At 63.3% G+C, this 11,565-nt stretch carries 12 protein-coding genes; 4 read left to right on the top strand and 8 right to left on the bottom strand.

The genetic code is table 11. The features are described 5' to 3' along the window. Nucleotides 1-12 precede the first annotated feature (12 nt). From ACQR0U_RS22195 to ACQR0U_RS22180, 4 genes are all read right to left on the bottom strand, one after another. Entirely contained in the window at nucleotides 13-1,428 is a 1,416-nt protein-coding gene (locus ACQR0U_RS22195; RefSeq protein WP_434843852.1) for a hypothetical protein, read from the bottom strand. Further along, complete coding sequence (locus ACQR0U_RS22190) at nucleotides 1,425-5,048, bottom strand: hypothetical protein (RefSeq protein WP_434843853.1); 3,624 nt, start codon at nucleotides 5,046-5,048, stop codon at nucleotides 1,425-1,427. The genes ACQR0U_RS22195 and ACQR0U_RS22190 overlap by 4 nt, the downstream gene beginning before the upstream one ends. A 7-nt stretch (nucleotides 5,049-5,055) precedes the next feature. Next, a complete protein-coding gene (locus ACQR0U_RS22185; protein ID WP_434843854.1) occupies nucleotides 5,056-5,808 on the bottom strand; it encodes a hypothetical protein in 753 nt (250 codons plus the stop codon). 222 nt (nucleotides 5,809-6,030) lie between these two features. Continuing rightward, the gene (locus ACQR0U_RS22180; RefSeq protein ID WP_315717679.1) at nucleotides 6,031-6,426 is read right to left on the bottom strand and encodes a hypothetical protein; all 396 of its coding nucleotides are present in this window, start codon (nucleotides 6,424-6,426) and stop codon (nucleotides 6,031-6,033) included. Nucleotides 6,427-6,982: 556 nt separating this feature from the next. Between ACQR0U_RS22180 and ACQR0U_RS22175 the strand changes: the two genes are divergently transcribed. Together ACQR0U_RS22175 and ACQR0U_RS22170 are read left to right on the top strand one after the other, a co-directional pair. Beyond that, nucleotides 6,983-8,167: an acyltransferase family protein gene (locus ACQR0U_RS22175; protein WP_434843855.1), complete on the top strand. Its 1,185-nt coding sequence runs from the start codon at nucleotides 6,983-6,985 to the stop codon at nucleotides 8,165-8,167. Between the two features lie 130 nt (nucleotides 8,168-8,297). Then, the gene (locus ACQR0U_RS22170) at nucleotides 8,298-8,510 is read left to right on the top strand and encodes a hypothetical protein (protein WP_315717677.1); all 213 of its coding nucleotides are present in this window, start codon (nucleotides 8,298-8,300) and stop codon (nucleotides 8,508-8,510) included. 75 nt (nucleotides 8,511-8,585) lie between these two features. On the opposite strand, the gene ACQR0U_RS22165 is transcribed toward ACQR0U_RS22170, so the two are convergent. Next, nucleotides 8,586-8,825 (bottom strand): hypothetical protein, encoded by a 240-nt coding sequence (locus ACQR0U_RS22165; protein WP_409999270.1) that lies wholly within the window; start codon nucleotides 8,823-8,825, stop codon nucleotides 8,586-8,588. Between the two features lie 457 nt (nucleotides 8,826-9,282). On the opposite strand from ACQR0U_RS22165, the gene ACQR0U_RS22160 reads away from it, so the two are divergent. Further along, a complete protein-coding gene (locus ACQR0U_RS22160) occupies nucleotides 9,283-9,468 on the top strand; it encodes a hypothetical protein (protein ID WP_315752594.1) in 186 nt (61 codons plus the stop codon). Between the two features lie 158 nt (nucleotides 9,469-9,626). Beyond that, a complete protein-coding gene (locus ACQR0U_RS22155; protein WP_315827831.1) occupies nucleotides 9,627-9,821 on the top strand; it encodes a hypothetical protein in 195 nt (64 codons plus the stop codon). Between the two features lie 66 nt (nucleotides 9,822-9,887). Here ACQR0U_RS22155 and ACQR0U_RS22150 read toward each other — a convergent pair whose 3' ends face one another. From ACQR0U_RS22150 to ACQR0U_RS22140, 3 genes are all read right to left on the bottom strand, one after another. Continuing rightward, complete coding sequence (locus ACQR0U_RS22150; RefSeq protein ID WP_315827830.1) at nucleotides 9,888-10,334, bottom strand: host attachment protein; 447 nt, start codon at nucleotides 10,332-10,334, stop codon at nucleotides 9,888-9,890. Between the two features lie 69 nt (nucleotides 10,335-10,403). Further along, the gene (locus ACQR0U_RS22145) at nucleotides 10,404-10,817 is read right to left on the bottom strand and encodes a DUF3775 domain-containing protein (protein ID WP_315752592.1); all 414 of its coding nucleotides are present in this window, start codon (nucleotides 10,815-10,817) and stop codon (nucleotides 10,404-10,406) included. 202 nt (nucleotides 10,818-11,019) lie between these two features. Continuing rightward, complete coding sequence (locus tag ACQR0U_RS22140; protein ID WP_315752591.1) at nucleotides 11,020-11,484, bottom strand: hypothetical protein; 465 nt, start codon at nucleotides 11,482-11,484, stop codon at nucleotides 11,020-11,022. Nucleotides 11,485-11,565 lie beyond the last annotated feature (81 nt).

Genomic DNA, 11,565 nt, shown 5'->3' with positions numbered 1-11,565 from the left:
GCCGGCGCTCCCTCAGATGTCGGCAGAGATGCCGAAGTGATCGCTGGTGTTGCGAACGCGCCCGTAATTGCTCCAGCCGGTCAGATTTCCGGCACCGCCGATTCCCGGATAGTTCGCCGCCGTCGGTGCGCCCGGCCACCCCATCGGCGGCGCGGTGAACTGGTTGGCCAAAGCGATCGCACCGGGGGGAGGATTGTCCGGCGGCGCCATGACCCCGTTCATCGGCGTGCCGGTCACCGTGTTCATGATCGTGGTCTGATAGTTGTGCATGCCGTTGTGCGGCCAGACCAGGACGTTGTCGATCGAGTAGAACGGCGCGGCGACGAAGTTCGAGCCGACATAGCCGTAGCCGGGATAAAAGCTCTGCCCCGGCCCGCCGCCGTTGGACCAGAGGAACTTGGACGCCGCCGTCTTGTCCTTGCCGCGGATATGGGTGGAGAAATAACCCTTGTACTGGTCGAGATTGACAGGAACGCCTACCGCCGTCGGACTGACGAGCAGCGTGTAGGCACCGGGACCGCCGGTGAGCGGATTATAGAGGCCCGAGGCGGTACCATTGACGGCGAACAGGTTGACGTTGAAATCGCCGCCGATCACCCGCGTCTCGTTCACGCCCAGAGCGCCGACGACGTCGTTGATCGTCGACAGCGTGGTGATGTAGTTCGCCGCCGCCGGATTGTTCGGCGGGGAATGGATGCCGAAGATGGTGAGGTCTCGCTGCACGACGCCGAGATTATCGGCCTCGGTGAACGTCGCCATGAACGGCTCGCGCAGTCCGGCAAAGGCAACAGGAGCGCCGAGCGTGGTCGTGAAGGCGATCCGCGCCGCGACGACGTCCTCGTTGAGGCCGCCATTGTGCTGGGCACCCGCAGGGATCTGGCGCACCCCGCCCAGGCCCGGAGGCACCAGCATTCCATTGACGTTGACGGCACCGAGGGGCACCACCATGCCATTGTACGGCGTGGCGACGCCGCCGCCCGGCGGCACCGACACGCCGCCATGCCCGCCGGTCCAGATGTTGGGCCCGGTGAAGTAGCGGTTGAGGGTGCCAGCGGTGTTGGTGCGGCGATAGAGAATGCCAACCGTCTCTGAGCGCCCACCGACCCCGGTGTAGAGCGGCGGCACGGCGTTCCATCCGCCCGCCACCATCGTGGCGGGGTTGTTGAGCCCGAACTGCACCATGGCGAGCGCATTGATGCCGCCGGTCTGGCTCGCCAGCGCGTTGGGCGCATTGTCGCCCGAGCTCACCTCGATGATGACGATGATGTCCGGCTGCACGGCCGCCAGCACGGCATTGATCACCGCGCGGCGCTGGATCGCGCTCTGCATGTCGTTGAGACCGCCATGCCCGCGTTGCCGCTTGATCGAGGCCGAAAAGATCTTGTTGACCGAGAAGTTTTCGATATTCCAGAACAGGATCCGCGTCATGATGACGGCTCCTGAAGCTCGGGCTTGCGTGCGGCGAATGCGAGCGACTGCTCGCAGCCCGGATTGTCGTCGGCGACATAGGCGGCGTACCAGCCGAGGCTGCCGGTGTTGTCGGGATCGCCGAACAGGAAGAACTGGATGTTGGCGGACGGCGGCAGCTTGGCGATGCCGAATATCTTGATGGCGATATCGTCGATCCGCAGGCAGTAGAACCACTTCGGACCATCCTCGGCCAGCATGCGCCCTTTTGCGGTCGGAACCGGCTGGCGCAGGATCGAGATCGCACCGACCGCAACCTTGATGACGCCCTGGATGCTGAACAGGCTGGCGCCGGGCGCCGCGCCCGGCAGGCTCATGCCGATGAAGACCGCGTGCTGCGCATCCGACCCGGTGGTGACCGGTGACCATGCCGCGAGCAGCTGCGACTGGAAGCCGACGCCAGAGGCGAGCACCCCCGGACCGCCCAGCGTGATGTCGTAGACCACCCCGAACCAGGGCCCCTCGAGTTCGGTGAGGTTGAGCTGCGACGTCACCGGCAGGAAGCCGAGATCGGACGGCTTCTGATCACCGGTCGCGTTGACGAAGCTCTTCAGTTGCAGCGCGAAGCCGCGGAACAGGCTGGTGTCGCGCATCGTCGAGCCGTTGAGATTCCAGGCCAGGTTGCCGGTCGCGACCCCAAACCTCTTGGCTCCGGGCGTCGCCTGCGGATAGGTCATGCCGATGACGAGGCCGGAGAAGGCGAGCCCGACACCGAGCGCCTCCTCGGGCGTATCCGGCGGACTGCCGAACGACAGCAGGTCGAGCGTCTCTCCGATGGTGCTCTGAAGCGCCGTGAAATCGAGCTGCCCCCAGACGAGGAAGTTGCTCGCCACCGTGGCGCCCTGGTCCTGGATGCCAATCGTGTTGAACTGCACCCGGTCGAAGGCCACGGCCGGCAGCACGTTCGACGGGCTGGTCAGCACGTTGGTCGTGTTCTGCTCGAAGACATAGGCGCCGCGGCCGCCCTGATCGACATAGCTGCCCTTGAGCACGATTCCCGTGAAGGGCTGCGGCTTGCCGCGCGAGTACAGCCGCGACACCGGCGCGCCGAACAGCGCCGCGACCGAGAGCTGGACGTGGCTGTCGAACCGCGTCAGCCTGGCGTTCTCGAACAACGACTGCAGCTGCAGCACGGTGAAATCGAACTCGCCGCTCATCTGCACCGCCACCGGCACGTCAGGCGCAACGCCGTTGGAGATGTTCATCGCATAGCGCGGATCTTCGTAGTCGATCAGCCCGAACAGGCTCGAATTGCCCTGGGGCATCGTGATCCGACCGCTCCGGCCGTCGACCGTGACGCGGCTGACGGTGAAGCCGAAATGATGGGCGTTGAAGCGGGTGAAGTCGATGCCGGCGGCAAGCCCCGCAATCTCCGGCGGCATGTCGCGCTGGCCGAGGTCGGCCGCGAGCACGATGACGCCGGTCCAGTTCGGGTCCTGGGCGATGCGCGCGAAATTCTCGTAGAATGGGCCGGACGCTCCCTTCGAGCGTGCGATGGCGTCCGCGATGTAGTCCTGTAGCCATTGCGACAGGCCGGTGTAGGACAGCGCAGCGGTCACCGGCGGTGTGCCGGGCAACAAAGAGAACTGCTCCGCGGACGTCCAGCGATTGGCATTCGTGACCCGCTCCAGCAACGAGCCAGAGCAGAACTTCATGATCATCACGTTGCGGTAGGCGGTGGCCGAGGCGCCGGCGCCGACCGCCGCGGTCATGGTCCAGCCCGCAATATTGACGGTGTTGGCGAACTGGGCGCCTGTGCCGAACGGCTCCGGATTGACGGCGACCAGAAAGAGCTGGTTGGTCTGCAAGGCGTCCTGCATCGCCTGGGAGGGAGCGGATAGCGCGAATGGCAGGGTGTTGCCGTCGCGGTCGATCGACTGCGCCATGCTGACCTTCAGATAGGCCCCCGTCGTCGGATCTCGCTCGATGATGAAGCCCTGCGGCGTCGTCCCATCGGTGCTCGGGCCGTCCGGCAGCGTGCCGCGCAACGCGTGAGCCCGCGCCGCCTGCACACGCGTCGACCACGTCTTGCTGCCATAGCTCGAGATCAGCGACTTGCGGGTCGCAGCCACGATCTGGCTTTCGAACTGGACGAGCGTCGCGCCATCGAGGCCGCTGCTCGCAGCAGCTCCATAAGGCGCCAACGGAAACGTCTTGTCGCTGCCCTGGGCGAGCGGCATGAATGGCGGTGCCGATTGCAGGATCTCCGCATTCGGAGCGCCGGCCGCGGCCGTACTATAGATCGCGCTGCCCTCGGGCTCGGCCAGATAGTCGACGGCCCCTCCCCCGGCGACGATGGTCACCCAGGAGGTCTGGTGGACGTCGGTCAGGCGCGGCGCAACGGCACCGCTCGCGGGACGGTTGAGATCCGCAGTCTCGAATGGGAACACCGGCGCGTAGCCGGGCTTCGAGGGAATGGCGTTGAGACGATCGTTCTGCGCTGCGGGCTGGCTGGCGTCGTACGCCTTGAAGCTGAGCGCCTCCGATCCGAATAGTCCACCCATCAGTTTCGCAAGCTGCCCCGCCGAACTGCCATCGGCGCCGAGCGCATAGTGGCCGGCCAGGCTGAGATAGGTCGTGCCAGTGTCGACCGCGGCCGTCTTCGCGGCGCTGGTCGCAAAGGCGAAGCCCCCTGCTCCGAGCGCCGGCGCCGTGTCCGTGCTGCTAGCCCCGACCGGCGTCAGTTGCACGACACGCCCGCCGGTCGTGCGGAATTCGCTCGTCAGCGCAGGCGCCCCCTTGATGGCGAACCCCGAACGCAGATACCCCTGCTCGAGCTGCTCTCGGCCGATCACGCGGTTGGCCGGATCGCCGAGGTCGAAGGCACCTGCGATCGAAAGCTGCGACGGCAACGCCGCCACCGTCATGGCTGCATATTGCGCAGCTTGCAGCGACGTCGTCGCGCTGTTGTTGATGACGTAGCGGATGCCCTGCTCCAAGCCCTGGCTGACGAACGCCTGCTTCGAATCGAGCAGCCCATCGAAGGTTACGCAACCGGTGTTGGCGCCGCCGAACGGCACATAGGCGTAGATGCGATTGTTGGAGGTCGGCGCAAGGCGAATGCCCAGCGGGTTGTCGCCCTTGCCCGAAAAGCCGATGAACGGAGGTGAGCTCAGCGCCGAGCCCGACAGGCGCAGCGCCCCACCCTCGATATCGATCCGGCTCTGATCGAGGATGTAGAATTTGGCGTTGCTGGCAAACCACAGGTTCAGGTTGCCCGAGACCTGGTAGACCGGCGGCAGATTGATGAAGGAGACGCCATAGCGCTCGAAGTCGCCGAACGCGACCGGGTTGGCAGACGCGAGCCAGACGACAGCACGATTGCGCGTCGCCTTGCTGATATAGGCCCGGACACGCTCGGCGAACCCGCCGGGATCCCGATCGAGATCGGCGGGCCGCTGTGTCGCAAACAGATAACTGCCACCGTACTTCTTCAGCGAGTCGTCGTAATTGATGAACGGTGGCAGAGACGAGCCCGTGCCGAGAAGGTAGCCGGCCCAGCCAACCGAGCCGGCAACCCTGGTCTCGTAAATCGCAGAGGAGTCGACCTGCTCGAACTGCGCTGACGCGGACGCGTCCATGCTCGTATCACCCGATCGGGAAGATGCCGAGCAAGGTGCCCGCCAGTGAATAGAGGGCACGATCGTCGATGATGTCGCCCTTGATGATGGTCACCGTATATTGCGCCGAGCCCAGCGCAGCATATTGCACCGTGATGCCCGCCTTCCACGTCGTCGCGCCGATCGTGATATCAGCGGCGAGGACCGCAGTGATCTGGGACTGCGAGACGATCGGCGTCCAGACCGGAATTCGTCCCTGGTACTGGAATGAGACGTAGGTCGTGTTGTTGGTGTCGCCGCTCGGCGTCGTCACCACGTTGCTGTTCGGGCTGGTCGGGGTGTTCACCGTCGGCAGCGCCGTGAAGGCCGCGCGCGGATATTCCTCGGTCCGCGCGGTCGCGGATGGCGTTGCCTTGACATCCAAACCGATCGGGAAGATGCCGAGCGTCACGCCCTGGAGCAAGTAGAGCCCACGATCGTCCACGATCTCGCCCGAGATGATGGTCACGGTGTACTGGGTCGATCCCAGCGCCGCATACTGGATCGTGATGCCCTTGCGCCAAGTCGTTGCGCCGATCGTGATGTCAGCCGCCAAAACGACTTGAGGTTGTGCCTGCGAGACCACCGGCGTCCAGACCGGAATGCGTCCCTGATACTCGAACACGAGCTGCGTCGTGTTGTTTTGATCGCCCGTCGGCGTCGCGACGACCTCGGTGTTGGGGCTTGTGGGAGTGGTAACGACGGCAGGAGCCGAAAAACGCACGCCTTCATGATGAGCCATGGCTATCTCCTTTTATAAAACACAGATCAAAACCCGCAGTACGCAACTGCCGGCGCGGCTGAAACGAATGGAAAATCGACTAAGCTACCAATGATTGAAATCTATCAGAGGTTGTGGCGTGTAACAGGGTTCGCGACGGTGGTCAATCGGGCCAGATCACAGTCTTCCCCCAACGCCCGGTCACATTCTGGTGTTTACATTTCGGGCGAAGCCGGGCGTCGCTCAGCGGCTGACTTGTTTCCGAAGCATCTGCATCGCTCGCTTCATCGCTGCGGACCGGATGAACGAGCCGAGCACGAATCCGGTAAAGCTGCTCTCCTTTCCGGAATCGACAATCTCCCCGCTCATCGTGACCGTGTAGTAGCGACCCATCGGGTGCATGGTCACCGTCAGCCCCTTGCGCAGGACAATGCCTGCAATTGCAATGTCCTCGGTCAGTTCGACCTCTACTTCGCCAATCGACACCAGCGCTCTCCAGCACGGGATCGTACCGTTGAAAAAGAAGGTCACCCAGGTGCTGTCATTCGTGTCGAACGTTGCAGCCACCTGCGCATTGCAATTCGTCGTCAGCTGGGTGTTGACGGTTTGATCGGTGAGCTGAGATGGCGCAGCGGGCAAGGCGGCTTCCGTCCTCGTTCAAGCGCTCAGCGTCATGCAAAATGACCAGCCGGAGGGTGACAAATAACTAGCCGCCGCCGGTTTGCGAGTCCATTTGCAATCCGGTCCCGGCCCCCGCCCGGACGGGGGCTCCGCACCCCACGCAGGTGCGACCATGGCCCTGGCCGTCACCTCCCGCGGATCGAGGAGTCCCGGCGGCTTTTCGCAACAGGCACGATCCGCTGCAGGAGCTGCTCTACCCGGATTTCTTCAAACTCTGTCGGCCTGTTGCCCGACCTTCCCGCCGATCGTCTGCCGCGCCGGGAAATCGCTCGACCGTTGGCCGCCGATGCCAAGGCTAATTTTTCTATATTTTTCAGTTCGTTGACAGCAACGTGCAACGCCGCCACGGCGGACGTCGGAGCGATCACGGTGCAGAGTCATCTCTGGCCTGAACGCCAGATCGTCGCTCGAGCGGGCGGCAATCCCCGTCTCCGGCCGGCGTCGGGTTGCCTCCAGGCCCTGCTGTTTCTACAACAGCCGGAGCGCCTCCCAAGCATCAGGACCATCCCTCAAAGTGAACGAGCAACGCTTCATCGGCTCGCTGACCGGCTTACGCTTCGTCGCGGCCGCAACGGTCGCCGTCGGCCATGGCGCCCCGTCGTTGGCGCAAGGCCTGCTGCCCGAGCTCATCGCACAAGTCAGCAGCATCGGAATGACAATGTTCTTCGTGCTGAGCGGATTCGTCCTGTGGCTCAACTATGCCGCACGCTTCCAGTCGCAACCGCTCGGAAGCGCTCTTCGCGAATTTGCCATCGCGCGCTTCGCCCGGCTCTACCCCATGTACGCCGTGATTACGCTCGCAGTCGTCGCATACGTCGTGATCGCGCGAGGTCTCTCGGCCCCGTCGCTCGGCTTCATCCTCACGATGACGCAAGCCTGGTTTCCCGTGCAGAACGGCACCATGCTGGTCGCAGTCGTGCCGTCGCTGCAGCACCTCTGGTCCATCAGCGTGGAGCTGTTCTTCTACCTGCTGTTTCCATTCGTCTGCCTGCTGTTTGCAGCCGTCGTCCGGCTGCCCACGATCATCTGGATCGCGCTGGCGAACATCGTGACGTTCGCGCTGACGATCGCGGCCGCCTTCACCTTCGGCGATGCGTTGCTACGGGCCGCCGCGCCGAGCCTTACGCAAAACGGGATGCAGTGGCTGACCTACTACTCTCCCTATCTTCACATCGCTCAGTTCCTGGCCGGCTGCCTTGCCGCCATGATCTACAGGAACCGCGCGGATGCCGGCGTCGGTGATCGGGAGCGACGCTGCGTGAGGCTCCTGTTCTGGCTTTCGCTGGCGAGCCTCATCTGTGCGCCTGTGCTGCTGTTTCTGCAGCCTCGTCTGCCCGGCTGGTCGTTCGCGATCGAACTTGCCGTACGTCTCATCGAGATCTCAGGATTTTCGATCGTCTTCGTCGCAGCCAGTCGGTACGGTCATGCCGCTTGGCTGTCGTCCAGAGCCCTGATCATTGGTGGCGAATGCAGCTATTCGATCTATCTGCTGCATCCCTTTCTCATTCGGCTTGCGATGATCGGAAAGTCAGATGCTCCTGGCGCTCTTGAGCTCGCACTGCGGCTCGGTCTGTTCGTTGCGATTGCGACGGCGATGGCCTGGGTCACCTACATGCTCATCGAGGCGCCCTCGCGAACATGGTTACGGAGAGCCTTCGGCACCAGCGCACCGCGCGACGTGATCCATAGCCCGGTCTGAGCGCGCCGGGTCATCGGTCGGCCCGTTGCTTCGCGGTACCCTTCTACCAGCGGTTTATTCGGACCATTTTGCACGAATTTAACATGATTGCCGCCAATCTCAGGCCTCCGGAACGGCAAGGGATGCAACGATGATTGTTGAGATCAAGGCGATGTGCGAAGCCAACGGGACCGTCCTTGCGACAACGAGCTACGACGATACCAACGAACGGGCGCGGGCGGTCGCGGTCATCGCCTTGCTCGAACAGGTGCTGGCGCATTCGGAGACCGCTGGGGATCAGCGCCTGTTCACTTTGGACGTCTCGCCCGTGTCGCCAACGGCAGCAGCTTCGTCTGCCTCCTGATACAAGGCCCGGCAAGGCTCGCGGCAGCCGGCAGTCCGATCCACGCTCCCGCGCCGATGATCAGCCATCGTATGTTCACCTGCTGACACAGGCCTTCGCCTGTTTGCTCCATTTGAACGCGGTTCCGCACGGCGGCCTTGGCCGAGCGCCCGCAGGGCATTCGTTCCACACCGGCGCTCCTACCTCCCAGCCATTCACGACGCAGCCGCCATTCGGCGCGACGTGGCACCCAGGGCCGCAGGACTCATTGGCGACCAACCGGCCCGCCCCTGCCGCAAGGCCGGTCAGCAGCACGACCCAAAACATCAGCCTCATCGCTTCGCTCCATTGGCTCTGAGGCGACGAGCCCCTGCGACCGCGCCCCAGCGGAAACCATGAAGGTGCCAAACCGTTCCTCCGTCTGTCCCCGCCTGCTCGGGCTGAGATTTCGTCGGAGATCGTCGCCGCCAGCCTGTGACGAAACACCGCGTCGCCACCACACTCCAGCCCTACTACGCGCACGACTGCGCCATATCCGTGCACGGGAATGGGAAACCATCGTAGCGAGAAGGTTTTCACCATGTTGGGCGATGATTGCGCAGCCTGGGCGAGCCGGAAGCGAAAAAGTCACCTCTCCACGCCAGTTGATCAAGGCGTTGGGGCGCGCGCGCTTAGAAACGTGACGAGCCAAACAACATCAGGAGCCGGCGGCACGAACTGCCGGCCAGCCTTGGATCGTCCGGATGCGTGCCGGACGGGCCGTGGCGAATGCAGGGAGCGATAGATCGACATCATGACACGAAAGCTTTCAGTCCGCGAAGTCATCGCCAGATCCTATCCCAGTTGGGACTATGCCATGGCGGACCGGTTGATCGCATGGCTCGATCATTGCGGTTACGAGATCGTGGAGAAGAAGCCGGAGCGCACCGCGGCTCTCGTGACCGATGACGCGCGGCCACACCTGATCGGCGCTCGATGAATGGAGCCCCTTCCGCCGGGGCGCTGTGAACGATCAGCGCTCCTCAAGTGGCAGCGCTCGGGCGGCGCAGGAACTGCGCATCCCGTTCTGGGGTTCAAGATGACAAGACCAACGCTCGACGTTTCATCGAGCAGCATGAGATCAGGGAAGGATTACCAATGTCTCGCAAGCTCACACCACGCCAGGTCATCGCACGCTCCTACCCGACCTGGGATTACGCCATGGCCGATCGCCTGATCGCCTGGCTGGATGATTGCGGTTACGAGATCGTCGAAAAAGGAGCTGCGCACCTGGGCGCAAGCTTGGTGCCTGCTGCGCCGGAATCGACACCGTCGCATGAAAGCACACATTGATCCCGTCGCGGTCACCGAGACCGCGAACAGGGTCTCCGGACAGTCATTGGCATGAGAAAGCCCGACTCAGGCGAGCAGTTGTTTTTCGATTTCGTAGACCGGAAGCTTGACCAGATCCTTGTGGACCTCGCCATGCAGCGCCTTTCGTACCGCGTCGGAATAGTCGGCGCGGATGATCCCGAGCGCGCGCGGCGACGCCACCATCGTGACGGCTTTGGTTTCGCCTGAAATGACAGCATGATGCAGGCGATCAGCAAGCTGCTTGAGAAAGGCGCGCTCAGCCTGATCATGCCAATCCGTCTGATCCACTGAACTCCGAGCATTGCCGAATGACTGCTGCACCGAGCCGGGAGCGTCGGTGCCCTGAGCGCTCGTGCGGTCGTTCTCCTGCTCACGGACCTCTTTGGTGTGCAGGTTCGGAAACATGCTGTCACCGACGTTCTCGAGGATCAGCGCCTTGCGCCCGTCGCATACGACGATCCAATCACCGGTTCCGACCTTCATCTTGTCCATGAGATTACTCCATCATCCGAATTGCAGCGAAGAATGTGCTGGCGAGCCCATCGGGAGAAACTGCTCCAGCTATATGCCTTCTTCGAAATCTTCCAAGGAAAGGCCGAACTCCGAGAGAGCCTCCTCCAGATAGTCGCCGAGCATCGGAGTTTCGATCAGGTACGTCGCGGTGCGATTGTTGTGTGCCTGAGCGGCCTGCGCACGAAGCTCATCCCAATTGTCCAGCGAGCCGTCGCCCCGGCCCAGCCACATCAGCGTGACCAGATCGATCTGTTCGTCGACATTGAGGCCCCTGATGAAGCTGACGAGCTCCGACCTGTCAGTGTTCAGGCCTCGCCCAGCGGTACCGGGCGCCGCGTCGTCATCTGCCAAATCTGCCAGCAATTCGGGTTCGGTCGCTTCCATTTCGTGCTTGTGGATCTTGGTCACGACGAAGGCGACCTTCTCCGGCGAGATTGAGAGGGTGGGCGTGGTAGTCGTCATTCAGCGTCTCCTGGGTCCCCGGGCAAACGCTCCCAGGTCCCATGCAGAGACGCTAGGCGTTCCGGAAGGAGCGCACTTTGCGCAAGATCAAGGCAGCGTGGCGGCGTGAAAAACGGCGCAACAGCCCGCGCGAGTTCAACCGCCCCGTGGCGCGATTGCAGCGGGACTGCTTGGATCGACCAGGGGCTGCGGGCGATCGATACTACCAGGTCCAATCGAAAGAGCCGACACGCGGCTGCTGCGCGACCAGGATCATCGGTCTGCCCGGATGAGCTCTTGCGGTCCTTCGCTTCTTCACCTCTGCAGCCGGCTTGCCTGTGTCGGCAATCCGCGTCGCGCGAGGCTTCTCGGCGGCCTTCACTGCCGCAACCTGCGGGTTGGCCTCGACGGCGCTCATCTGCGCGAAGGCGTCGCGGGGACTGCTCTTGGCGACTTCTGCTGCAGGCTGCTCCGCCTTCGCGAGCTTCACCGGAGCTGGCGTGGCGATCGAGGTGTCCATCACGATCCGCTCCGGCCACTTTCTCGTGGACTGAATGCGCACCGGGGGAAGATCCGACGCAGACGACAGGCTTGCAGGCAATGGCACGCTGGGAAGCACGGCATCCGCCAGGACGAGCAGCGCCAGCAGAGTTCCACCGACGAACATAAAGTAACGCAGAATGGGCATAATTTACCGCTCCGTCGGCACCTGCGCCGACATCCACCTAACGGAGGATCATGACAGTATGTTCCCGCGTCGAACGCTCGG

This window comes from Bradyrhizobium sp. HKCCYLRH3097, from assembly GCF_051167875.1.
Taxonomy (GTDB): domain Bacteria; phylum Pseudomonadota; class Alphaproteobacteria; order Rhizobiales; family Xanthobacteraceae; genus Bradyrhizobium.
The sequence above is the reverse complement of the archived record's forward strand: the minus strand, read 5'-3'. Positions and strand labels throughout refer to the sequence as shown.